Genomic DNA, 23,074 nt, shown 5'->3' on the forward strand with positions numbered 1-23,074 from the left:
ACGTCCACGGCCACCCGGTCCACTGGGCCGCCCTGTTCCCACCGGCCCGTACCGTCGACCTGCCCACCTACCCCTTCCAACACCAGCACTACTGGATGCAGCGCGTTTCCCGGCCCCACGCTGAGGACGCCTCCCACACTCCTCTCGATGACTGGACGTACCGCATCGACTGGACGCCGCTGGTCGACGACGGCCCGACGCCGGTCCTGACCGGCACCTGGCAGCTCGTCCGCCCGGCAGGGCCGTGTCCGCTCGCCGACGCCGTCGCGGAAGCGCTGACCCGGCACGGCGCCACCGTGCGCGAGGCCGACCACGTCCACGCGGATGCCGATCTTGCTGGAATCGTCTCTTTGCTGGGCTTGGGCGGCGACGATGACGGCGGTCTGGGGACGACGCTGCGGTTCATGCAGGACTGGGCCGCCGCGGGGTCCGGCGCACCGCTGTGGGTCATCACCAGCGGGGCCGTGGCCGTCGGTGCCTCGGACAACGTGCCCAGCCCGGAGCAGGCGACGCTCTGGGGGCTTGCCCGGGCGGCCGCCGCCGAGCGGCCCGAACTCGGTGCGGCGCGGATCGACCTGCCCGCGGACCTCACCGAGTCGGTCAGCCGGCGGCTGTGCTCCCGGCTGCTGGACCGGGAGGAGCAGGAGACTGCGATCCGGCAGGCAGGGGCGTTCGCCCGGCGGCTGGTCCGTGTCCGCACCGAGGGCGGCCGGTGGACGCCGCGCGGCACTGTACTGGTCACCGGCGGGACCGGTGCGCTGGCGGGGCATGTCGCGCGGTGGCTGGTGGAACAGGGGGCCGAACACATCGTGCTGGCCGGGCGCCGCGGGCCCGACGGCGAGGGTGCCGAGGCGTTGCGGGCCGAGCTGGTCGCCGCGGGAGCGAAGGCGACGGTCGTGCGCTGTGACGTCGCCGACCGGGACACCGTACGCACGCTGCTGGACGCGCACCGTCCCAGCGCGGTCGTGCACGCCGCGGGCGTCCTCGACGACGGACTGCTCACTTCCTTGACCCCTGCCCAGGTCCAGCGTGTCCTGCGGCCGAAACTGGTGGGCGCCAGGAACCTGCATGACCTGACCCGGAGCCGGGAGCTGGACGCCTTCGTGCTCTTCTCGTCTCTCGCGGGCGTCCTGGGCGGGGCCGGGCAGGCCAACTACGCTGCTGCCAACGCCTACTTGGATGCCCTTGTCGTGCACCGCATCGCGCAGGGGCTGCCCGCAGCCTCGCTGGCGTGGGGACCGTGGTCGGGCGACGGCATGGCGGCCGCGCAGGAGGTCGGGGACCGGCTGCGCCGCAGCGGTCTCACCCCGCTGCCGCCGGAGCAGGCCGTACAGGCCCTGGGCCGGGCCCACGGGCCACTCGTGGTGGCAGACGCGGACTGGGCGCGGCTCGCCGCAGGGGCCCGGTACCGTCTGCTCGACGAGTTCCCCGAGGTGCGTGCCACCCGGTCGGCGGGCCCTGTCGTCGAAGCGCAACCCGATCTCCTCGGCCGGCTGGCGGGCCGTCCGTCCGAGGAGCAGTCCGCGGTGCTGCTGGAGGCCGTGCGTGCGGAGATCGCCGCCGTACTGCGCTATGCCGACCCGGCGCGGATCGGCGCCGACCAGGAGTTCCTCGCCCTCGGCTTCGACTCGCTGACCTCGATCGAACTGCGCAACCGGCTGGCCGCCCGAACCGGGACGGCGCTTCCGGCGACGCTCACCCTGGAGCAGCGCACGCCCGCCGGTCTCGTCGCTCATCTGCAGGAGCGGATCGGGGCGGTCGGCGCCACCCGGGCAGGCGGCCCTGACGCGGGTGGCGCGGGCAGCCTCGGCGAGTTGTGGCAGGAGGCCGACCGGCACGGCCGGCGGCTGGAGTTCATCGACCTGCTCACCACGGCAGCCAGCTTCCGGCCCGTCTACCGTGACGCGGCCGAACTGGAGCTGCCGCCGCTGAGGCTCACCTCCGGCGGGAGCGACCTGCCCCTGTTCTGCATCCCCTCTCACCTCGGCAAGGCCGACCCGCACAAGTTCCTCCGGTTCGCCGCGGCCCTGCGGGGACGGCGCGACGTCTTCGTCCTGCGCCAGCCCGGGTTCGTGCCGGGACAGCCGCTCCCGGCCGGCCTGGACGTCCTGCTCGGCACCCACGTGCGGTCCCTGGCCGAGCACGACCAGGTCGTCCTGCTCGGCTACTCGGCCGGTGGCCTGGCCGCGCACGCGCTGGCCGCCCGTCTCGCCGGCCTGGGCCGACCACCCGCCGCCGTCGTGCTGGTCGACACCTACGCCCCCGACGAGACGGAGGTGATGGCCCGGATCCAGGGCGCCATGGAGCAGGGCCAGCGGGACCGCGACGGCAGGACCGGCGCGGCCTTCGGCGAGGCCTGGCTCACCGCGATGGGCCACTACTTCGGCTTCGACTGGACACCGGATCCGGTCGACGTGCCGGTGCTGCACGTACGCGCCGGCGACCCCATGCCCGGCATGCCCGTCGAGGGGCGCTGGCAGGCCCGCTGGAACCTGCCGCACACCGCCGCCGACGTACCCGGAGACCACTTCACGATGATGGAAGAACACGCCCCGAAGGCCGCCGACACCGTGCACGGCTGGCTCGTCACGGCCGTCCCCGCCCCCGCAGACCTCAGCGACTGACGTCTAGTCGCTGACAGCAACGTCCCATGTCCCTGACATCACCTGAAACGGAGTCAGTTCATGCCTTCCTTCCCCGTTCGCCGGTCAGTGCCCGACACCCCGCCCGCCGAGCATCTCGAGCTCCTCGAGGAGGGGCGCGGTGTCTGCCCGTTCACCATGGAGGACGGACGCCCGGCCTGGCTCGCGGCCAGTCACGAGGCCGTACGCACCCTGCTCGCCGACCGCCGCATCAGCAACAACCCGGCCAAGGTGCCGTCCTTCTCGCAGCGCGAGGCCCTGCAGAAGAAGCGGGGTCAGTTCAGCCGCCACCTGTTCAACATGGACTCCCCGGAACACGACATCGCCCGTCGCATGGTCGCGGAGGACTTCACCCCCCGGCACGCCGAAGAGGTCCGGCCGTTCTTCGAGGAGGTCTTCGGCGGCATCGTCGACGAGATCGTCCGCAAGGGTCCGCCCGCCGAGATGGTCGAGGCGTTCGCCTTCCCGGTCGCCACCCGCACCATCTGCAAGGTGCTGGACATCCCGGAGGAGGACTGCAAGTACTTCCAGAAGCGCACCGAGCAGATCATCGAGATGGACCGGGGCGAGGAGAACCTCGAGGCCGTCGTCGAACTGCGCCGCTACGTCGAAAGCGTCGTGCAGCAGCGCTCCCGCAAGCCCGGCGACGACCTGCTCAGCAGGATGATCGTCAGGGCGAAGGCGTCGAAGGAGATCGAACTCAGCGAAGCCGACCTGGTCGACAACGCGCTGTTCCTGCTGGTCGCTGGGCACGAACCGTCGGCCAACATGCTGGGGCTCGGTGTGCTGGCCCTCGCCGAGTTCCCGGACGTCGCCGAGGAACTGCGGGCCGAACCGCACCTGTGGCCGGGTGCCATCGACGAGATGCTGCGCTACTACACCATCGCCCGCGCCACCAAACGGGTCGCGGCCGCCGACATCGACTACGAGGGGCAGAAGATCAAGGAGGGAGACGCGGTGATCGTGCTCCTCGACACCAGCAACCGCGATCCGCAGCAGTACTCCGAGCCGCACCGGCTCGACATTCGCCGCCCGGCCGGCAACCACCTGGCGTTCAGCCACGGACCGCACCAGTGCCTGGGCAAGCACCTCGTCCGCGTCCAGCTGGAGATCGCGCTGCGGGCCGTCGCCGAGCGGCTGCCGGGCCTGCGGCTCGACGTTGCCAAGGAGGACATCCCCTTCCGCGGCGACGCCCTGTCCTACGGGCCGCGCCAGCTCCGCGTCACCTGGTAGCAGTAGCCGCCGGCTCCGCCGCGCACCGGGACACCGGTGCGCGGCGGAGCCCCCGACCACCTTCAACACCATCACGGAGGGCTCGAAGTGGAGAAGACCGACGTCGCCCGGTTGCGCGCACTCGACCGGCAGCACATGTGGTACCCGTGGACGCCGATGGGCGAGTGGATGGCCCGCGACCAGCTCGTCGTCGAACGCGCCGACGGATGTTGGCTGATCGACGCCGACGGCAAACGCTACCTCGACGGCCGCTCGTCGATGGGCATGAACCTGCACGGACACGGTCGTACCGAACTCGTCGAGGCCCTGGTCGCCCAGGCACGCAAGGCAGGCGAGACCACGCTGTACCGCGTCTCGCATCCGGCCGCGGTGGAACTCGCCGCCCGCCTGGCGGCCATGGCGCCCTCCGGACTGCAGCGAGTGTTCTTCGCCGAGTCGGGGTCCACCGCGGTGGAGACGGCGTTGAAGGCCGCCTACGCCTACTGGGTGGCGAAGGGACAGCCGCAGCGGTCCACCTTCGTGTCCATGGCGGGCGGCTACCACGGAGAGACCCTCGGCACGATCAGTCTCCGCGGTGAGAACGGCGAACAGGTCGACATGATCCGCAAGACCTACGAGCCCCTGCTGTTCTCCTCCCTCTCCTTCCACCAGCCCAACTGCTACCGGTGCCCGGTCGGCCGGTCGTCCGACACGGACTGCGCGCTGGAGTGCACCGAGTCCCTGGAGGACATCCTCACCCGGGAGAAGGACAGGATCGCCGCTGTCATCGTCGAACCGAGGGTGCAGGCCCTCGCAGGGGTGATCACCGCACCGGCCGGCCACCTCGCGAAGGTCGCGGAGATCACCCGCAGGCACGGCGTCCTCCTCATCGCCGATGAGGTCCTCACCGGCTGGGCCCGCACGGGCACGACGTTCTCGTGCGACGCCGAGGGCGTCACGCCGGACCTGATGACGGTGGGCAAGGCACTGACCGGCGGCTATCTGCCGCTGTCGGCCACGTTGGCCACGGAGCAGATCTTCGAGGCGTTCCAGGAGAGCGTCTTCCTCAGCGGCAGCACCTACTCCGGGTACGCGCTTGGCGCGGCCGTCGCCCTGGCCAGCCTCGACCTGTTCGAGAAGGAGGACGTTCCCGCCCGGGCCAAGGCACTCGCCGACGTGCTCGCCACCGAACTCGAACCCTTCCGCGCGCTCAGCCACGTAGGAGATGTCCGGCAACTCGGGCTGATCGCCGGTGTCGAGCTGGTGGCCGATCGCGGGACCCGCACCCCCTATCCGCCCCAGGAGCGCGTCGTCGACCGCATCTGCACTCTGGCCAGGGACAACGGTGTGCTGGTCAACGCGGTCCCCGGAGACGTGATCACCATGCTGCCGTCGCCGTCGATGACCCATGACGACCTGCGCTTCCTCACCGGCACGCTGTACCGGGCCATCCGCGAGGTGACCGGGGAGTGAGAGGGCTGATGCGGGCGGCCGTCATCCGTGCCTGGGGCGGCCCCGAGCAGTTGGCCCTGGACCGGGTCAAGCGACCGGCGCCTCCTCGGGGATGGATCGCCGTACGTGTCGAGGCCTGCGCGCTGAATCACCTCGACATCCATGTGCGCAACGGGTTGCCGCGCGTCCGCCTGGAACTGCCGCACGTGTCAGGAGGCGACGTGGTCGGCGTCGTCGAGCAGGCCACCGATGAGGCGGGCGAGCGGCTCCTGGGCAGCCGCGTGCTGCTCGACCCGATGATCGGGCGCGGCATTCTCGGTGAGCACTACTGGGGCGGGCTCGCCGAGTACGTCGTGGCACCGGCCGACAACGCGATACCGGTGCCGGCCGGGGCCTCGGATCCGGCCCGCTACGCCGCGCTGCCGATCGCCTACGGCACGGCGCAGCGCATGCTCTTCAGCCGCGCGAGACTGCGCCGTGGCGAAACGGTCCTGCTCTTCGGGGCGACCGGCGGTGTCGGCGTGGCCTGCGTCCAGCTCGCCGTGCGTGCCGGCGCCCGGGTCATCGCCTGCTCCGGATCCGCGGCCAAACTCGACCGGCTGCGCGCACTCGGCGTGGCCGAGACGATCGACACCAGCGCCGAGGACGTACGGCGCCGGGTCCGCGAGCTCACCGACGGCGGTGCCGACCTGGTCGTCGACTACCAGGGCAAGGACACCTGGCCCGTCTCGCTGCGCTCCGCACGCCCCGGAGGCCGCGTCGCCACCTGCGGCGCGACGACCGGGTACGAGGCGACCACCGATCTGCGCTACGTGTGGTCACGTCAGCTGGACATCCTCGGCTCCAACGCGTGGCGTCGCGACGATCTGCACACGATCCTCGACCTCGTGGCCACCGACGTCCTGGAGCCGGTGTTGCACGCCGACTTCCCTCTGGCCCGGGCCCCCGAGGCGGTCGCCGAACTGGAGGAGCGCCGAGCGTTCGGAAAGGTCGTCATCCGTGTGGCGTGAACGCACTCCTGTTCCGCACCGACCCAGGGGGAAACAGCCGTGACTGTGACGGGCAACACCGCCCTCAACCAGGACTTCCTGCCCAGGACGCAGAGCGCGCTTGCCGTGCAGCGCAAGATCTGTGCACAGCCCGAGGAGACAGTCGAGCGCGTGTTCGGTGACATCCTCGCGGTGTCACGTGACACCGGCTTCGGCCGCGAACACGGATTGGCCCGGGTCCGCACCCGCCAGGAGTGGCGGCGCGCCGTGCCCATCCGCAGCTACGACGAACTCGCGCCCTACGTCGACCGGCAACTCTCCGGTGAACGCCGCGTGCTCACCTCCGACGACCCCTACGCCTTCCTGCGCACGTCCGGATCGACCGGGCGCGCCAAGCTGGTGCCCACCACCGACCACTGGCGCCGCGCCTATCGCGGGCCCGCGCTGTACGCCCAGTGGGGACTGTACTTCGAGCAGATCGGCACGGAGCGGCTCACCGGCGACGAGGTCCTCGACCTGTCCTGGGAACCCGGGCCCCCACGCCACCGCCTGCACGGTTTCCCCGTGTACGGCATCACCGAGCGCCCCGTGTCCGACGACCCCGAGGACTGGAACCCGCCGTGGCGCTCGGAGAGCTGGTTCACACGAGACCCCGAGGCGTCCTCCATGGCCGGCCTGCTCTACGCGAAGCTGCTGCGGCTGGCCGACCACGACCTGCGGCTGATCGTCTCCGTGAACCCGTCCAAGATCGTCTTGCTGGCGGAGACGCTGAAGGAGAACGGCGAACGCCTGGTACGGGACCTGCACGACGGCGGCGTCGACACAGCCGGCGATCCGGCCCTGGCCGGCAGGCTCGCCGAGGCCTTCGACCGCGCGGGCGGCGAGCCGTTGCTCACCGACCTGTGGCCCGGTCTGAGCTTGCTGGTGTGCTGGAACTCCGCCTCCGCGGCACTGTACCGGCCGTGGCTGTCACGGCTCGCGCCCGGCGTGGCGACGTTGCCGTTCAGCACCACGGGCACCGAGGGCATCGTCACGCTGCCCATGGACGACCACCCCTCGGCGGGACCGCTGGCGGTCGACCAGGGGCACTTCGAGTTCGTGCCGTGGCGGGACCTCGACGACGGCAGCCCGCTGCCCGCGGACAGTCCCACCCTCGGCTACGACGAATTGGAACCCGGCACCGACTACCGGCTCGTCATGAGCCAGGCCAATGGCCTCTACCGCTACGACGTGGGCGATGTGTACCGCGTCGTCGGCGCGGTCGGCGCCGTTCCGCGGCTGGAGTTCCTCGGACGCGCCGGATTCCAGAGCTCGTTCACGGGTGAGAAGCTCACCGAGTCCGACGTGCACACCGCGGTGATGCACGTCCTCGGCTCCGAGCTGGCCGACCACCCCCACTTCTCCGGCATCCCGGTCTGGGGCACCCCACCGCACTACCTGGTCGCCGTCGAATGGGCCGGTTCCTACGACACGTCGGACGTGCAGGACACCGCACGCCGCATCGACGTGACGCTCCAGGAGGTCAACGTCGAGTACGCCGACAAGCGTCGCAGCGGACGCCTGCGCCCGCTGCAGATCCTGCCCCTGGTGCCGGGAGCCTTCCGCACGATCGCCGAACGACGGTTCCGCCAGGGCACCGCCGGAGCCCAGATCAAGCACCACTGGCTGCAGAAGGACTCGGCGTTCCTCGACATACTGCGCGAGCTCGGTCTCGTCCGAGCCTGCCCGACGGGAACGTGACGACATGCGCATCGGATTCGCCGTACCCGTGTCCGGTTCCTGGGCCACCCCGGACACCGCCGTACACGTCGCGCGCAGCGCCGAACAGCTCGGATACGACTCCCTGTGGACCTACCAGCGGGTCCTCGGCGCGGCCGACGACTCCTGGGGCGAGGCCAACCGCGGCGTCCACGATCCCCTGGTCATCCTGTCGTTCCTGGCCGCGCACACCACGAGGATCCGCCTCGGCGTCGCCGTTCTGATCATGCCGTTGCACACACCCGCGGTACTGGCGAAGCAGCTCACCACCCTCGACCTGCTCTCCGGCGGCCGCCTCGACGTGGGCCTCGGCAACGGTTGGGCCGCCGAGGAGTTCGCCGCGGCCGGCGTGTCCGCGACGGGCTTGGGGCGCCGTGCTGAGGACTTCCTCGCCTGTCTGCGTGCCCTGTGGACAGGGAAGACCGTCGAACACGACGGCCCCTTCTACCGAGTGCCGACCTCCCGGTTCGACCCCAAGCCCGCCCAGTCCCCGCACCCGCCGCTGCTGCTGGGCGGCAGCGCACCCACGGCGCTGCGCCGCGCCGGTCGACTCTGCGACGGCTGGATCGCGAGCAGCAAGGCCACCCCCACCGCTATCCGTAACGCCATCGCCGTCGTACGCGACAGCGCCGAGCGAGCCGGACGCGACCCGGCGGCACTGCGGTTCGTCTGCCGCGCCCCGGTGCGACCGCGCCCACGACCGGACGGCGACCAGCCGCTGCTGACGGGTACCGCGGACAAGATCCGGGCCGATCTCGCAGTGCTCGCCGACACCGGACTGACCGAAATCTTCGTGGACCCGAACTTCGACCCCGAAATCGGTTCACCGGACGCACCGGCCGACGACGTGACGAACCGTGTCGACCTGCTGCTCCGTGAGCTGGCCCCCGGACGCTGGTGAGAGGACGAAAACCATGCTGATCGCGCGTATTGCCGCCGGAGACCACCAGACGTATGCCCGTGTCGACACCACTGCCGGGCTGGCGCACCTGCTGTCCGGCACCCCCTTCGACGAGATCCGGCCCACTGGCGAGTCCCTCCCGCTGGCCGAGGTCCGGCTGTTGGCGCCGGTCGAGCCCAGCAAGGTTCTGGTCGTCGGCCGCAACTACGGGGACGCCGTCACACCGGACCTGGTCGTCTTCATGAAGCCGTCCACCTCCGTCATCGGCCCGGACAGCCCCGTCCTGCTGCCGGCGGAAGCCGAGGAGGTCCGCTACGAGGGGGAACTCGCGGTGGTGATCGGACGACGCTGCCACGACGTGTCGGCAGCCGCAGCGGACCAGGTGGTGTTCGGATACACCTGCGCCAACGACGTCACCGCCTGGGACATCGGCGAACCGAGCGGCCACTGGACCAAGGCCAAGAGCTTCGACACCTTCTGTCCGCTGGGACCGTGGATCCGTACCGACCTGGATCCCTCGAACCTCGGGCTGCGCACAACTGTCAACGGCGCGGTACGCCAGGACGGTTCGACCAAACAAATGATCAGGGACGTCCGCGCCGTCGTGTCCCGGTGCAGCGCACTGATGACGTTGCTGCCCGGCGACGTGATTCTCACCGGCACACCGACGGGAGCCGGCGTACTGCGCCCCGGCGACGACGTCACCGTGCGGATTGACGAAATCGGTTCGCTCACAAATTCGGTGACAGGGCATCAGGTCAGGTCGGTCACTACACTCGCGTGATCAACACGGTTCCGTTTCGCAGTGCCTCCCGAGCAGCGCTGCTTTCCGAGGAGAGATTCCTGTGTCTGTAACTCGTCCCGTGGCCAAGACCGAACGCCTAGTCGTGGTGGTCCCGGCCGGGACGACATGCGCCGACGCGGTCGCCGCGGCCGAGTTGCCGCTCAGCGGCCCCCATGCGATCGTCGTCGTGCGAGACCCGGCCGGCACCCTGCGCGACCTCGACTGGAGCCCGGAGACCGAACTCGAGGTCGAAGCGGTCGCGCTGTCCAGCGAGGACGGGCTCAACGTGCTGCGCCACTCCACAGCCCACGTACTGGCCCAGGCAGTGCAGGAACTCTGGCCGGAGGCCAAGCTCGGCATCGGACCGCCGATCGAGAACGGCTTCTACTACGACTTCGACGTGGCGCGCCCCTTCCAGCAGGAGGACCTGGCACGGGTCGAGCAGCGGATGAAGGAGATCATCAAGTCCGGCCAGCGCTTCCGCCGCCGGGAGTTCCCCTCGCAGGAGGCAGCCCGGGCGGAGCTCGCCCACGAGCCGTACAAGCTCGAACTCGTGGAGCTCAAGGGTGACGTCGACGCTGCCGAGGTCATGGAAGTCGGCAGCGGCGACCTGACGATCTACGACAACCTTGATGCGAAATCCGGCGAAGTATGCTGGTCCGACCTCTGTCGGGGCCCGCACCTTCCGTCGACCCGGCTGATCCCGGCGTTCAAGCTGCTGCGCAACGCGGCGGCTTACTGGCGCGGCAGTGAGAAGAACCCCCAGCTGCAGCGCATCTACGGCACCGCCTGGCCGACCCGCGACGCGCTCAAGGCTCATCTCGTCGCGCTGGAAGAAGCCGCCAAGCGTGATCACCGCCGCATCGGTGAAGAACTCGACCTGTTCGCGTTCAGCAAGGAGATCGGCCGCGGCCTGCCGCTGTGGTTGCCCAACGGGGCGATCGTCCGCGACGAACTCGAGAGTTGGGCCCGGCACACCGAACGCAGGCTGGGCTACAAGCGGGTGGTCACTCCGCACATCACCCAGGAGGACCTGTACTACCTGTCGGGACACCTGCCGTACTACGCGGAGGACCTGTACGCGCCGATTGACATCGACGGCGAGAAGTACTACCTCAAGCCGATGAACTGCCCGCACCACCACATGGTGTACAAGGCACGTCCGCACAGCTATCGCGATCTGCCCTACAAGGTCGCCGAATACGGCACGGTGTATCGCTTCGAGCGCAGCGGTCAGCTGCACGGCATGATGCGCACGCGCGGATTCAGCCAGAACGACGCGCACATCTACTGTACGGCGGACCAGGCCAAGGACCAGTTCCTGGAAGTCATGCGCATGCACGCGGACTACTACCGCACTCTGGGCATCAGCGACTTCTACATGGTGCTCGCGTTGCGTGACTCGGCGAACAAGGACAAGTACCACGACGACGAGCAGATGTGGGAGGACGCCGAGCGGATCACCCGGGAGGCCATGGAGGAGTCCGACATCCCCTTCGAGATCGACCTGGGCGGTGCCGCGCACTACGGCCCGAAGGTCGACTTCATGATCCGAGCCGTCACCGGCAAGGAGTTCGCCGCCTCCACCAACCAGGTCGACCTGTACACCCCGCAGCGTTTCGGGCTGACGTACCACGACTCCGACGGCACCGAGAAACCCGTCGTGGTGATCCACCGTGCCCCGCTTGGCTCGCACGAGCGCTTCACCGCCTATCTCACCGAGCACTTCGCAGGCGCCTTCCCGGTGTGGCTGGCGCCGGAGCAGGTCCGGATCATTCCGATCGTGGAGGAACTCACGGACTACGCCGAGGAAGTCCGCGACGTGCTGCTGGACGCGGACGTGCGTGCCGATGTCGATGCCGGCGACGGCCGGCTGAACGCCAAGGTACGCGCGGCCGTCACCCGGAAGATCCCGCTCATCGTCGTGGTCGGCAGGCGGGAGGCTGAACAGCGCACCGTGACCGTACGCGATCGCTCCGGCAAGGAGACCCCGATGTCCCTGGAGGACTTCGTGGCCCATGTCACCGGACTCATCAGGACCAGGAGCCTCGATGGCGCCGGTCACGTCCGCCCGGAATCCGAGGCCTGACCCATGGCCGTAGAGCGAGGCTGATCCCCGAAAGTGGGCAATGGGTGTCATGCGACGAGTGACAGCGTACGTGTCGTGATCGGTTGCTGCTCGAACTCGGCTGGTGTGAGGTAGCCGAGCGCGGAATGGCGACGGCGACGGTTGTAGCAGGGCAGCCGGCGGAACAGCTCCAGCCGGGTCGGTGCCTTCGAGGTCCAGCGGCGATCGTGGAGCAACTCGCGCTTGAGGTCCTGGAAGAAGGACTCGGTGAGGGCGTCGTCATAGCTCGGGCCGGCCCGGCCTGTGCTGCGGCGGATGCCGTGCCGGCGGCAGACTCCGGCGGAGGCGGCCGCACATGCCCGAACAACCGCTGTGCCGCCCACCAGCACCTGGGCGCCGGCTTGCCTACGGTGAGCCGGTGGCTGCACCTCCACGTTCCTGCAGGGATCCTGTCAGTAACGTAGCTGTTGCTTGATACAGGAGAGCGGCCTGTATGAGGAAGCTTCCGTGGCGGAGCGAGAACAGCGGACGCGCCGGGCCATGGGAGCGGCGGCGGGGAAGCGGGGGCCCCGGTCTCGGACCATGGGACTGTCCGCGCCCTCCTGGCGGCCGGGGCGGGAGAACCGCTCCGGTAGTCGTGCACGCTCAGACCGGTGACGGCACTCGTACGGTGCATGTCGAGGAGGAACCGGCGGTGACCGCGTGGAGCGCAGCGGACGTACTGGCAGTGGTACGCCGCCCCGGCACCCTCCTCAGCCACGAAGAGGCGGGCACCACGCCGCTGATCGAATGGCGGGGTGGGGGTCCTGACGACTGGCGGTAGCCCGACCCCGAGCGACCCAAGAGCTCGTGGAACGCTGCTGCCGAAGGCCACGGGGCAACAGGCCGTGAGCAGCGGCCGCCGTCCCCCGTCAGAAGGTGACCGTCTCGCCCTTCGGCCCGGCTTGCCGGGCGGTGTAGGAAACGCCGTGGACCTTGAGGCCGTCGGGGTCGAGGAGGGTGATGGCCCCTCCGCGGTCGCCCAGGTGGAAGTCACCGGCACCGGGGACGGTCAGGGTCCCGCCGGGTTGAAGGCTGACATCGGGCAGGGGGAGCTTGCGCTTCTCTTGATCCGCGAGTTGCCAGTCCGTGAGACCGACGGGGGTGCGGGAGGTGTTGATCAGGGTGACGGTCTCGCTCTCCTGCTCAGGACTGAGGGGCTCTGCCAGGGCGGCCACGATCCGCACGGGGCCTCGCTCTTCGTCGGTGCGGCGGGGGGCGGTCTCGATGGCGTGACCGGTGGTGTCGTCCGTATGCCACGCCTGGGACTGGAAGGCCAGGAAGATCCCGACCCAACGGGACTCCCCGGGCAGGTGCAGCAGGAGCCCGCCGTCCTGCCAGACCCCGTCGTCGCCGCGGAACCGGCCGCTATTGCCCTGGTTCATGTGGATGTCGTGGACACCGTTGCCGGGCTCGAACCCGAAGATCTTGTCGGGCTTGCCCTCTTCGCGGCCCCAACGCTGACCGAAGGCGTACAGGCAGATGGCGGGGTCGTTGATCGCCCGCTGGATGTAGTGGTCCAGCAGGTCGGCGAGGTCGTTGTCAGGACCCGGCAGGTCCGGAGGCAGCAACCGCATCTTGGCGGGGTCGAACAAGTTGCCGCGGATGAAGTCGAGGCCTGCCGCTCCTGGCCGGGACCGCAGGCCGGTCCAGCCGCTGCCGGCGACCGGGAGCATGTCGGTGAGCGGATGGTGGAAGTCGTCGTCGGCCAGGTACAGAAGCTCCGAAGGGGCCTGCTGTGACTGCACGTTGACAGCGGCGCGGTAGTGCGTGTCCGAGTCGTCGACAAGGTGGATCTGGTAGTGCGGAGTGTCGCTGTGCCCTTCCCGGAGCCTGTCGACAACGTGGGCGGCCAGCACTCCGTACTTCTTCAGTGGCATGTGGATCACCCTTCTCTCCTCCGGCCGGCCCGGACGGGCCGAGGCCGGCACCCCGACGGCGCGGGGCGAAACCTCAGGGGAGGCGCAGTACGGCGAGGATCGGAGCATGGTCGGAGGCGGGCGCGTCCCGCCGCTCCGAGGGGTCTTCGCCGACCGAGGGCAGTGACTGTCCGGGGTGCTCGTTGCCGGTGAAGACGCGTTCGACCCGGTCCAGCAGGGCGCGGCTGACCAGGATGTGGTCGATCAGCTCGGGCTGTCCGTCCTGGACGCGGGAGTAACGCTGGTCCTCGGGAATGAGGGGGCAGAGGTTCCACAGCCGCACCCCGTCCCCCCGATCGGGGTGCTTGAAGCCGGGGGTTCCGATCTGGGAGCCGGGCGGGCCGAGGAGGATCTGCGTGGTGGCTGCGGACGGCTCATCATTGAAGTCCCCCATGACGGCGACCATTCGCGTACCGCCGTCCCCGTCGAGCAGGCGGTCTGCCGCGGAGCGAACGGTCACGGCCTCGGCGCCGCGCCGGAACAGGGCGTAGGCGGCGTAGCGGGCCCGTTCGCCTTCGTCCCGGGGGGCGAACCGGTGCCCCGGGAACGTCAGCAGCTTGGACTTCAGATGGCAGACGACCGCGTGCAGTTCGCTGCCCGGGGCCGGCGAGACGCTCACGGCGAGCGCTCCACGGCCTGTCCGGTGGCTGGGCTCTCCGTCGTCGCCGCTTTGGAGCGGGGCGACCTGCGAAGGAAACTCGTCGATGTCCGCGACGGGTGTCAAGGGCGACCGGCTGAGGAAACCCACCCGGATTCCGCGCCCGTCCGCATGCTCCGACAGGGCGACGTGCCATTCGCCGTCGAGGGCATCGGTCAGGTCTCCGAGCGCCGGCGGGTCGCCGACCTCCTGCACTCCGAGCAGGTCAGGGCCGAGCCGGCCGACGGTATCGGCCAGGGACTCCAGCTTCGCCTCGTATGCGGCGCGATCTCGGGGCCCGAACTGCCCGCCGGGCCGGTACAGGTTCTCCAGGTTCCATGTGCCGATGACTGCCATGTTCCTGTCCTCGTGCTTTCACCCCGGTGCTGTTCCACCGATATGGTTGTCGGGTGAGGTGCGCCGAACCGTGACGCAGGCCGCCGTCTTCACGGCGTCGGCCCTCACTGCCACGCGGTGTGTTCCTTGAGCCGTCGCAGCAGCGCCGCGAACTCCGGGGACATGGTCGTATCCGACTGGACCAGGACGGACGCGTGATCGCCCTCCTCGACCGTGATCGAGTAGGTCATGGCGTCCCTCGCCAGGCCGGTGGGCTCCTCGGTGCCTTCCGCCACCGACCGGGCGGCTGCGGACACCAGTCGGTGCAGCTCGGCAGCGGCTCCTTCGGACAGGGTGTCCGTGTCCAGGACCTGAGGCGGGAGGCCGGCGAGGACCGTGGCGGCCAGCCCGCCGTCTGTCACCAAGGTGATTTTCATGGCGTCTCACAGCCGACCTGCGCCCTCCGCCGGAACGACGGAGGGCGCGGCGGTCAACGGCCGCTGGTCACACGTCCCTTCAGCATGGCCACGTCGTTGCTCAGTTCCTGCACCTGGCCCATCAGCGTCTGAACCTGCCTGGCCACTGCCGCCACGGAATCCTGCCGGCCCGCGTCACTGCTCTCGCCGACCGTGCGGCCCTGTTCCCTCTCGATCCCGGCCGGGGCCCCGGTGATGGTGATGCCCACCTGCTGCCACGCGCCCAGTACGGCCTGTTGCTGGGAGCTGCCGGATCCGTAGAGATCTCCTGCCTTCCGGCAGGTGGTGTCGGCGAATTCCTGGAACCGCGTCTCGCTGTTGGACGCTTTGAGGGATTCGTACCAGATCATTCCCGGGGCCTCCCATGCGTGTCCGCCGATGGCGGTCGCCGTCAGGTAGAAGGCCTTGTTCGGGATTCCGGAGTTGTAGTGCACTCCGCCGTGGTCCCCCGACATGTGGATGTAATTCGACATGTGGTCAGGCTGAGGGTCCCGTGCCCAGGCGTGCCCCGGGGCCTTCATCGACCGGAGAGCGTCCTTCTGGACCTTGGGTGTAAAGACCTCACGGCCGATCAACCAGTCCGCCTGCTCGGCCGTCTGGTTCAGCGTCCATTGCTCGACCAGCGTCCCGAACACGTCGGAAATGGACTCGTTCAGAGCCCCGGACTGGTCGTGATAGGCGAGTCCCGCAGTGTGCTCGGTCACTCCGTGTGTCAATTCGTGGGCGATCACGGAAATCGAGTCCGTGAGGTCGGAGAAAATGATTCCGTCGCCGTCTCCGAAGCACATTTCACGCCCGTCCCAGAAGGCGTTGTTGTACTTCTCGTCGTAGTGTATGTAGCCGTCCAGGCGCATTCCTTGACCATCGATGGAGTTCCGGGCGAAAATTCGCTGGAAGAAGTCCCGGGTCTTGCCGAGGGCGTCGAACGCCCGGTTGGCGGCGCTGTCCGAGGACGGCTGGCCGTCCTCGGACCGGGCCAGTACCGCGAGGGCGAGATTCGTGCCGTTTCGGCAGTCGAAGACCGTCCTGCGCCCGTTCCCGGGCGTGGCGGCACCGGGGAAGGCCGCCAGAACCGTCCGCTCGCCCCTCAGGCGGGCAGTGGTGAGCAGGGTGTTCAGGGCCGCCTGCCGCACCTCACTGTCATCGCTTTCCAGAAGGTCCTCGAGTATGTACGGGGGAATCGCGCAGTTCACTCGAAGTTCGCTTGCCATGGGGAGGCTCCGTGGTCCGAAGACGAAGGTTTGTTGCTGATTCGCCCATCGCCGTCCACCGGGACCGCCCATGGCAAGAGGATTGTTGGCCGTGCAAGAGCGTCCAGGCGGACTGGGCTGTGAGACCGGTCGATCAAAGCAGTCGGACCGCTGACCACGTCTCATGTGTCACCTTGTGAGTTCTCTCTCCATACCAGCATTGCAGGTTTTGGGGTGCGATGCCACATTTCATCGACCGATCGCAGAAGGGATGTCAAATTTTCGGTTTCACATAACTCCCCGCATTCGAGCCGCTTCTTCGGGTGGTTGCGGGTGTCGTTTCGAGGGCCGAGCGTCGCCACCGGACTTCGGGTGTCTTTATGTGTGGTCAAGGGCAGTCGACTGCCAAGGGTTTGTTTTCGGAGGCGGGTCTCGTTGATGCCGTATGCGCGTCCCGGACGAGACTCCTGATCAAGGTTCCGTGAAATTCGCGATGCTGTTCCGCGTCCGGACGAGCGGCAGTGGCGGTCGCCGGCGGCCGGGCGGTGGACGTGAACGCGTTGCGGACCTTGGTCCCGAACCGCGTTCTGCGCCGTCGGGCCTGGTCGAGCCGGAGGGGCGCGGGGGCTCGGGGTCGCCGTTGCGGTGGACGGCCAAGCCGCTCCGCACGCCGGCGGCCGAACCGACCCGTCAGGGTCACCGGATCGGTGCCGACGCCGTCGTCGGCCTGCTGCGGCAGAAGGGCTTCCGGCTGCAGGCCGGCACCGAGGGGCGCGAGGGCGGCCGTCATACCGTCAGGGACGTCCCATGCCGCTCTCTCGGCGAGCCGGCACGTGGTCACCGGGACGCCGACCGGCCGGTGACCAGCGGGGACACCGAGAAGGAACTGGTCGGCGACTTCCGTGATCTGGGCCGTTCCCGGCGGCCGACGGGCGGCCCGGTGTCGGTGCGCGTGCGTGACTTCGCCGATCCGCAGCCGGGCAGGGCCGTCCCTCATGGCATCCGTGTCCGGCGGTCAACACCGGTTGGATCAACGGCGGTACCGACCGTGACACCGTCGCGTTAGCGGTGGAGTCGGTTCGCCGCTGGTGGCACGACCAGGGCAGGGCCGTCCGTCCGAGGGCTTCCCGGCTGCTGATCACCGCCGGTGCGGGCGGCTCCAACGGCTACCGCACCCGGGCCTGGGAACCCCACCTCGCCCGCCCGGCCGCCGAGACCGGCCTGACCATCTCGGTCTGCCATCTGCCGCCGGGCACCTCGGAGTGGGGCAGGGGCGGGCACCGGCTCTTCCCGCGCATCACCATGAACCGGCGCGGCCGCCCGTTGACCAGCCACGAAGTCATCCTCGAATCGATCGCCGCGACCACCACCCGCACCGGACCGCGCGGGAAGGCGGGGTTGGACGCCGTCACCTGCCCCACCGGCAGCGGTCATCCCATGACCAAGGCCTCGGCTCTTCCCGGCACGCGGTTCGGCGACCGGGTGACCGAACGGCACCCGAACGATTCCGATGTCGCCGTCAGGCGGTGAACCGCGCGAGTGGACTTGAGAGTGCCGATGGGAAGAAGGGGCGCGTACGCCTGTCGTGTTGCGGGGGGCCTGTCATCGACGGACAGTGGAGATATCAGGTGCAGGGGAGACGTGGCGCCGTGCCAAGCGTTCCTATGGGGCGGGGCGGCTGTGATCCCGCTCGAGAGTGGCTGCTGACGAGGGCGTCCGGACCGATGCGCTGCAGGTGAGGACCGGTTGGTCTCCAGGGGATGACAACAGCCCAGTTCGAGGAGGTGTCCTCATGACGGTCGTCGATAACACCGTGAAGGGAAAGTCGCGTTACTGCGAATCCTCGACCGGCACATGTGAGGCTGCGCATTTCGGCGGCGAGGGTGTTCGCACCGGCTCTGCCTCCGGTGCCGGGTCCGTGTCCGTGCACTGTGCCGAGGAGGACGGATGACCGTCATGGGCATCGACGTCTCGAGCCACCAGAGCGAGACGTATGCGACTTCCGGCATGGACTTCGTCTTCGTCAAGGCCACCGAGGGGAGGACCTACGTCAATTCGAAGCAGGTGCCTCAAGCGAGGCACGGTCGGGAGGCCGGACTGATTCTGGGCTTCTACCATTTCCTCCACCCGGGGAGCATCCAGGCGCAGGCCGAACACTTCGTGGCCGAGTGCGCCTCGCAGGCAGGCGACATCCTGGCCTGCGACTGGGAGTCCACCAGCACGGGCAGCGCCCCCTGCGAAGAGAAGGACGCCTTCATCAAGGCGGTCAAGCGTCTCCGTCCCGACCACCGGGTGATCCTGTACTGCTCGACTTCGTACTGGAAGATCCGGGACACGACCTCATACTGCGGGGACGGCCTGTGGATCGCCGAGTACGGCGTCGGCGCGGGAAGGCCCCACATTCAGACGGACTGGCTCTTCCACCAGTACACGTCGAAACCCATCGACACCTCGGTGGGCCGGTTCGAGGACAAGGCCGCACTGAAGGCGTGGGCCACCAAGCAGCTCGCTCCCGCGTAGACGACGGCCCCGGAGCCCGGCTTCGACCTGTGCCGCGCGGCAGGACGGCATGAGGCACCGCCCGGGGAGTCGCGCTATCCCATGACCGCGCGGGCCGCGTCCAGGAACGCCAGCCGGTTGTCCTCCAGACAGTCCCGCACGCTCTCGCTGTCAGGCGAGCCTTCCCACACCGTCCGGTTGAGGTCGAGGAAGTACGCGCGTGCCGCGTCGTGCACGGGAAGGGGGGACTGGATGCGTATGAGCCGCTCCGCGACCCACAGCCTGTTCATGACGTCCCGGGTCGTGAGGAACCAGGCGTCGGTGTCCTCCCGCTCGGAAGGCCGGCTGAAGGCGGAGCGTTCGGCCTCGGCGCCCGCTTCGATGAACCGCTCCGGCAACGCCAGCCGTTCCCCGCGCCGGGTCTCCGACAAGGGGATCCGCTGTCGTTGCCGTTCAGCGCGTTCCGCCGGGAGTCGGGTCCTGTGCTGGACGAGGTAGGACAACAAGCCGCCGAGGACAACGCCGCCCAGCGATATGAGTGACACCCAGAGCTGACCCGACATGGCCGTCATCGTGCCATGTCGCCTCCGGCCCCGTTGCGCGGACTCCACGGCCGCAGCTCCGCCGTGATCCGCCCGTCGGCGGTGCGCTCCACGACAGTGAGGCCGAACCGCGACGGCGACGCGCTGCTGGCGTGCACAAGCAGCCGACCCTCTGGGGTGAGTTGGTCGAGGAGCGCCTCCGGCACAGCTCCACCTCGTAGGACACGAAGACGCGGCCGAACGGCGCCCGCACAGGACACACCTCCCGTCCCCGGACCCGCACACCACCTTCGGCCAGAAGCCAAGGCCGGCCGATCCGAGCCGTGTCGGCGAGGTCCCGGTCCCGGTCGAGGGTGGTCGATGCCCCGTCGCCGCAGACCTGGCGGGCCGCCGCGGCGGTCATCCGAGCCCTCTTCGGACGTTCAGCACCCGCTGACCGGGGCGCAGTGACCCGTACTGATGCGCGGGCGCTCTCGATGCCACCCGCGGCGGACGCCGGGGCGGCAGCTCGTGGACATGAACCGCGACGGACACAGGCGTAGGCTCGTCGTGTGCGGCCGGCCGAGGTACGTGGCCGCGCCGCTCTGTCCGGGGCCGTGGGTCCACTCGCTCGCGCCCAGCGCTTGAGCGACTCCCGGCACCCGGCCGCTTCGCCGAGTCAAGCGGAAGGATCACCCGACGATGGGCACAGTCACGACCTCCGACGGCACGAACATCTTCTACAAGGACTGGGGACCGCGGGACGGCAGGCCGATCGTCTTCCACCACGGGTGGCCGCTGACCGCCGACGACTGGGACAACCAGATGCTGTTCTTCCTGTCCCACGGCTATCGCGTCATCGCCCACGACCGGCGCGGGCACGGCCGGTCCGGCCAGCCCTCCACGGGCCACGACATGGACACCTACGCCGCCGACGTCGCGGCGGTGACCGACGCCCTTGGCCTCGAGGGCGCCGTGCACATCGGGCACTCGACCGGTGGCGGCGAGGTCGCCCGCTACGTGGCCCGCGCCAAGCCCGGACGGGTCGCGAAGGCCGTGCTCGTCGGGGCGGTCCCACCGGTGATGATCAAGTCCGACACCAACCCCGGCGGCACGCCCAGGGAGGTCTTCGACGAGTTCCGCGCGGCTCTCGCCGCCAACCGGTCGCAGTTCTACATCGACGTGCCGTCCGGCCCCTTCTACGGGTTCAACCGGGACGGTGCGAAGGTGTCCCAGGGCCTGATCGACAACTGGTGGCGACAGGGGATGACGGGCGCGGCCAACGCCCACTACGAGTGCATCGCCGCGTTCTCCGAGACCGACTTCACCGACGACCTGAAGCAGATCGACGTACCGGTCCTCGTCGCGCACGGGACGGACGACCAGGTCGTGCCCTACCCGGACTCGGCGCCGCTGTCCGCCGAGCTGCTGCGCGACAGCACCCTGAAGCCGTATGAGGGTCTGCCCCACGGGATGCTCACGACGCACCCGGAGGTCCTCAACCCCGACCTCCTGGCGTTCGTGAAGTCCTAGCGGCCGCGCCACGCCGGTGCTTCCACCTGTCCGGACGCCTCGTCGCATCCGACAGCGGACGTCTTATTGCGGAAAGTAAATGTCGCTGAACGGAAGAATTGGCTGAGCGACGCCACGCTTCCACAGCAGACGGACCTCCGATCCGGTGGGACGGCGTCCAGCAGCGGCAGCAGCCGGGCGACATCATGGCGGTTGCCGTCGGTGAGCATGACGACGAGCGGCCCCGTAGCAGTCGGCGATCAAGTGGTGCTCGGATCCGGTGCGGGCGCGGTCGACAGGCGAGGCAGACCCCGGACGGACATGCGGCGGACGCGCAGCGCCCTGCCCGACCGCCAAGCCCCCGAGTCAAACTCATTCCGAAGTGATCAGTAAGGCGTCACGGGTGCCAACCGCAGCCGCCGGGCAGGCCAGGGTGTCGGCTCGGTCAGGCCGAACCAGACCCGGACGTCCTCCCCGGTGCGGACGGGCAGACGGGGGAAGTCGTTCTCAGCGTGCTCGGTACGGTGCAGCGCGTGGCCCGGCTTCAGGTGCCGGGCGGCGTACGCGTCGAAGGCGGCGGCGTCGGCGGGGCGGCACACGGTTGCGAACACTTCACCGGCGCCGGGCGGGGGCGTGAAGCCCGGGCCGCGCAGCAGCAGGACGTCGTCGCTGTCGACCATGGTGGCGTTGGCCGCATCGCGGTGCTCCCGCCAGACCGGGCCGGTGTAGAACGCCTCGAGCGCGCGCCGGCGGTGCGCCATGTCGGGGAACGCGCGCAGCCAGACGAAGCGGTCCGGGTCGTCCAGGTCGCGGAAACGGCCCCCGACGGTGATGCCGACCGCCTGCTGACTGATCACGAACTCGCGCTCGAACAGCTCGATCAGCGTCTCCCGGGCTCCGGGACGCAGGGTGTACTGCCGGAGTTCGACGATGTTCATCCGTCGGCACCTCCGAAAAGCGGCCGGGCCGCCGCGTGGCCGGGGAACTCCATCCAGGTGCCGGAGCCTGGGCCGAGGGGCGGGGCGAGACGGCGGTCGGCCACGCGCCAGGGGCTGTGCAGGAAAGTGAAGTCGTCCATGCGCCGCAGGTTAGGGCCGTTCCACTGACATCCTCCGTCAGTGGATACTGAGCGGCATGCGCGCGAGTCGGCTGGTCGCCCTGCTTCTGCTGCTCCAGAGCCGGGGTCGGATGACGGCCCGGCAGCTGGCCGAGGAATTGGAGGTCTCGGTACGGACCGTTTACCGAGACGTCGAGGCGCTCGGTGCCGCCGGTATCCCGCTGTACGGTGACGCCGGACACGCGGGCGGCTACCGGCTGGTCGACGGCTACCGGACCCGGCTCACCGGTCTGACCGCGGACGAGGCGCAGGCCGCGTTCCTCGCCGCACTCCCCGGCGCCGCCGCCGAGCTCGGCCTCGGTGAGGCACTCGCCACCGCCCAGCTCAAGCTGCGGGCCGCTCTTCCGGCGGAGCTGCGCGAACACGCCGAGCGGATCCAGGAGCGCTTCCTGCTCGACGCCCCCGGCTGGTACGGCGACGCCGACCGTACGCCTCACCTGACCGCGGCCGCCGCCGCGGTGTGGGCCCGGCGGGCGGTGGTACTGCGATACCGGCGCTGGCGGGCGCCGGAGGAGATCGAGCGGCGGGTGGAGCCGTACGGGCTCGTACTCAAGGCCGGCCGCTGGTACCTGGTCGCGAACGGGCCGAGCGGGATCCGCACTTACCGGATCGACCAGATCCTCGAACTCCGGCCCTTGGAGGACGAGTTCGCCACCCAGGACGGGTTCGACCTGACCAAGCACTGGAACAGCTATCTGGCCGGCTTCCGAGCGCGGCTGCACACCGGGGAGGCCCTGCTACGGCTCACCCCAAAGGGCGCCCGCCGCCTCGGCGTCCCGCCCGCCGGTGACGGATGGACGGAGGCCCGGGTGCCCATCGAGTCGATCGACCACGCCTGCGGAGAGTTCCTGCGGCTGGGCGCCGACGTCGAGGTCATGGCACCGGCCGAACTCCGTGACCGCATCGCCGAGACGGTACGGACCCTCGCCACCCGCTACGAAGGGTGGCCGCGGGCAGAGAGTCCGTCCGATCGGGGCACCGACCAACTGCACCCTCCTCCCTGCTCCCACACACGTGCGTAA

The 23,074-nt window shown here is 69.5% G+C and carries 18 protein-coding genes and 3 pseudogenes; 12 read left to right on the forward strand and 9 right to left on the reverse strand.

Going from position 1 to position 23,074, the window contains the following annotated elements; translation table 11 throughout:
* From ACZ4V6_RS34530 to thrS, 8 genes are all read left to right on the forward strand, one after another.
* Positions 1–2,624, forward strand: a 2,624-nt coding sequence (locus tag ACZ4V6_RS34530; RefSeq protein WP_467834925.1) for a type I polyketide synthase, incomplete at its 5' end; no start/stop codon positions are given.
* Positions 2,625–2,684: 60 nt separating this feature from the next.
* Positions 2,685–3,875 (forward strand): cytochrome P450, encoded by a 1,191-nt coding sequence (locus tag ACZ4V6_RS34535; RefSeq protein ID WP_467834927.1) that lies wholly within the window; start codon positions 2,685–2,687, stop codon positions 3,873–3,875.
* Between the two features lie 87 nt (positions 3,876–3,962).
* Positions 3,963–5,327, forward strand: a complete 1,365-nt coding sequence (locus tag ACZ4V6_RS34540) for an aminotransferase family protein (RefSeq protein WP_467834929.1) — start codon at positions 3,963–3,965, stop codon at positions 5,325–5,327.
* Positions 5,324–6,316, forward strand: a complete 993-nt coding sequence (locus tag ACZ4V6_RS34545) for a zinc-binding dehydrogenase (protein WP_467834931.1) — start codon at positions 5,324–5,326, stop codon at positions 6,314–6,316. Before ACZ4V6_RS34540 ends, ACZ4V6_RS34545 begins: the two co-directional genes overlap by 4 nt.
* 39 nt (positions 6,317–6,355) lie before the next feature.
* Positions 6,356–8,035, forward strand: a complete 1,680-nt coding sequence (locus ACZ4V6_RS34550) for a GH3 auxin-responsive promoter family protein (RefSeq protein ID WP_467834933.1) — start codon at positions 6,356–6,358, stop codon at positions 8,033–8,035.
* 4 nt (positions 8,036–8,039) lie between these two features.
* Positions 8,040–8,954: a TIGR03619 family F420-dependent LLM class oxidoreductase gene (locus ACZ4V6_RS34555; protein WP_467834935.1), complete on the forward strand. Its 915-nt coding sequence runs from the start codon at positions 8,040–8,042 to the stop codon at positions 8,952–8,954.
* Between the two features lie 13 nt (positions 8,955–8,967).
* On the forward strand, positions 8,968–9,738 hold the full coding sequence (locus ACZ4V6_RS34560) for a fumarylacetoacetate hydrolase family protein (RefSeq protein WP_467834937.1): 771 nt from the start codon (positions 8,968–8,970) through the stop codon (positions 9,736–9,738).
* A gap of 61 nt (positions 9,739–9,799) precedes the next feature.
* Positions 9,800–11,827 (forward strand): threonine--tRNA ligase, encoded by a 2,028-nt coding sequence (gene thrS, locus ACZ4V6_RS34565; protein ID WP_467834938.1) that lies wholly within the window; start codon positions 9,800–9,802, stop codon positions 11,825–11,827.
* 47 nt (positions 11,828–11,874) lie between these two features.
* Here thrS and ACZ4V6_RS34570 read toward each other — a convergent pair.
* The 5 genes and pseudogenes from ACZ4V6_RS34570 to ACZ4V6_RS34590 form a co-directional block, all read right to left on the reverse strand.
* Positions 11,875–12,159, reverse strand: a pseudogene (locus ACZ4V6_RS34570) (integrase core domain-containing protein); the annotation flags it as partial.
* A 558-nt stretch (positions 12,160–12,717) separates the two neighbouring features.
* Positions 12,718–13,725, reverse strand: coding sequence for a DUF2278 family protein (locus ACZ4V6_RS34575; protein WP_467834940.1), 1,008 nt, complete (start codon positions 13,723–13,725; stop codon positions 12,718–12,720).
* Positions 13,726–13,798: 73 nt separating this feature from the next.
* Positions 13,799–14,758 carry an endonuclease/exonuclease/phosphatase family protein gene (locus tag ACZ4V6_RS34580; protein WP_467834941.1) on the reverse strand — a complete coding sequence of 320 codons (960 nt, stop codon included), beginning with the start codon at positions 14,756–14,758 and terminating at the stop codon, positions 13,799–13,801.
* 104 nt (positions 14,759–14,862) lie between these two features.
* Positions 14,863–15,159, reverse strand: a complete 297-nt coding sequence (locus tag ACZ4V6_RS34585; RefSeq protein WP_467834943.1) for a protealysin inhibitor emfourin — start codon at positions 15,157–15,159, stop codon at positions 14,863–14,865.
* Between the two features lie 68 nt (positions 15,160–15,227).
* Positions 15,228–16,424 (reverse strand): M4 family metallopeptidase, encoded by a 1,197-nt coding sequence (locus ACZ4V6_RS34590; protein ID WP_467834946.1) that lies wholly within the window; start codon positions 16,422–16,424, stop codon positions 15,228–15,230.
* Positions 16,425–16,848: 424 nt separating this feature from the next.
* Between ACZ4V6_RS34590 and ACZ4V6_RS34595 the strand changes: the two are divergent.
* Both ACZ4V6_RS34595 and ACZ4V6_RS34600 read left to right on the forward strand, forming a co-directional pair.
* Positions 16,849–17,873, forward strand: a pseudogene (locus tag ACZ4V6_RS34595) (ISAzo13 family transposase); the annotation flags it as partial.
* Between the two features lie 477 nt (positions 17,874–18,350).
* Positions 18,351–18,923, forward strand: a complete 573-nt coding sequence (locus ACZ4V6_RS34600) for a GH25 family lysozyme (RefSeq protein ID WP_467834947.1) — start codon at positions 18,351–18,353, stop codon at positions 18,921–18,923.
* Positions 18,924–18,997: 74 nt separating this feature from the next.
* On the opposite strand, the gene ACZ4V6_RS34605 is transcribed toward ACZ4V6_RS34600, so the two are convergent.
* Complete coding sequence (locus tag ACZ4V6_RS34605) at positions 18,998–19,474, reverse strand: hypothetical protein (protein WP_467834950.1); 477 nt, start codon at positions 19,472–19,474, stop codon at positions 18,998–19,000.
* 651 nt (positions 19,475–20,125) lie between these two features.
* Between ACZ4V6_RS34605 and ACZ4V6_RS34610 the strand changes: the two genes are divergently transcribed.
* Positions 20,126–20,956 carry an alpha/beta fold hydrolase gene (locus ACZ4V6_RS34610; protein WP_467834953.1) on the forward strand — a complete coding sequence of 277 codons (831 nt, stop codon included), beginning with the start codon at positions 20,126–20,128 and terminating at the stop codon, positions 20,954–20,956.
* Between the two features lie 128 nt (positions 20,957–21,084).
* Here ACZ4V6_RS34610 and ACZ4V6_RS34615 read toward each other — a convergent pair.
* The 3 genes and pseudogenes from ACZ4V6_RS34615 to ACZ4V6_RS34625 form a co-directional block, all read right to left on the reverse strand.
* Positions 21,085–21,238 (reverse strand): annotated as a pseudogene (locus ACZ4V6_RS34615) (IS5/IS1182 family transposase); the annotation flags it as partial.
* A gap of 83 nt (positions 21,239–21,321) precedes the next feature.
* A complete protein-coding gene (locus ACZ4V6_RS34620; RefSeq protein ID WP_467834955.1) occupies positions 21,322–21,873 on the reverse strand; it encodes an NIPSNAP family protein in 552 nt (183 codons plus the stop codon).
* Positions 21,870–22,013, reverse strand: coding sequence for a hypothetical protein (locus ACZ4V6_RS34625; RefSeq protein ID WP_467834957.1), 144 nt, complete (start codon positions 22,011–22,013; stop codon positions 21,870–21,872). The genes ACZ4V6_RS34620 and ACZ4V6_RS34625 overlap by 4 nt, the downstream gene beginning before the upstream one ends.
* A gap of 56 nt (positions 22,014–22,069) precedes the next feature.
* On the opposite strand from ACZ4V6_RS34625, the gene ACZ4V6_RS34630 reads away from it, so the two are divergent.
* Positions 22,070–23,074: a helix-turn-helix transcriptional regulator gene (locus ACZ4V6_RS34630; RefSeq protein ID WP_467834960.1), complete on the forward strand. Its 1,005-nt coding sequence runs from the start codon at positions 22,070–22,072 to the stop codon at positions 23,072–23,074.

It is taken from the genome of Streptomyces sp. NPDC029152 (genome assembly GCF_055564355.1).

What these genes read in the sequence shown, in the direction of transcription:
- ACZ4V6_RS34535 (WP_467834927.1), top strand. Translation starts at nt 2,685, where the DNA reads ATGCCTTCCTTCCCCGTTCGCCGGTCAGTGCCCGACACCCCGCCCGCC.
- ACZ4V6_RS34555 (WP_467834935.1), top strand. Translation starts at nt 8,040, where the DNA reads ATGCGCATCGGATTCGCCGTACCCGTGTCCGGTTCCTGGGCCACCCCG.
- ACZ4V6_RS34560 (WP_467834937.1), top strand. Translation starts at nt 8,968, where the DNA reads ATGCTGATCGCGCGTATTGCCGCCGGAGACCACCAGACGTATGCCCGT.
- ACZ4V6_RS34575 (WP_467834940.1), bottom strand. Translation starts at nt 13,725, where the DNA reads ATGCCACTGAAGAAGTACGGAGTGCTGGCCGCCCACGTTGTCGACAGG.
- ACZ4V6_RS34580 (WP_467834941.1), bottom strand. Translation starts at nt 14,758, where the DNA reads ATGGCAGTCATCGGCACATGGAACCTGGAGAACCTGTACCGGCCCGGC.
- ACZ4V6_RS34590 (WP_467834946.1), bottom strand. Translation starts at nt 16,424, where the DNA reads ATGGCAAGCGAACTTCGAGTGAACTGCGCGATTCCCCCGTACATACTC.
- ACZ4V6_RS34600 (WP_467834947.1), top strand. Translation starts at nt 18,351, where the DNA reads ATGACCGTCATGGGCATCGACGTCTCGAGCCACCAGAGCGAGACGTAT.
- ACZ4V6_RS34605 (WP_467834950.1), bottom strand. Translation starts at nt 19,474, where the DNA reads ATGACGGCCATGTCGGGTCAGCTCTGGGTGTCACTCATATCGCTGGGC.
- ACZ4V6_RS34610 (WP_467834953.1), top strand. Translation starts at nt 20,126, where the DNA reads ATGGGCACAGTCACGACCTCCGACGGCACGAACATCTTCTACAAGGAC.
- ACZ4V6_RS34620 (WP_467834955.1), bottom strand. Translation starts at nt 21,873, where the DNA reads ATGAACATCGTCGAACTCCGGCAGTACACCCTGCGTCCCGGAGCCCGG.
- ACZ4V6_RS34625 (WP_467834957.1), bottom strand. Translation starts at nt 22,013, where the DNA reads ATGGACGACTTCACTTTCCTGCACAGCCCCTGGCGCGTGGCCGACCGC.
- ACZ4V6_RS34630 (WP_467834960.1), top strand. Translation starts at nt 22,070, where the DNA reads ATGCGCGCGAGTCGGCTGGTCGCCCTGCTTCTGCTGCTCCAGAGCCGG.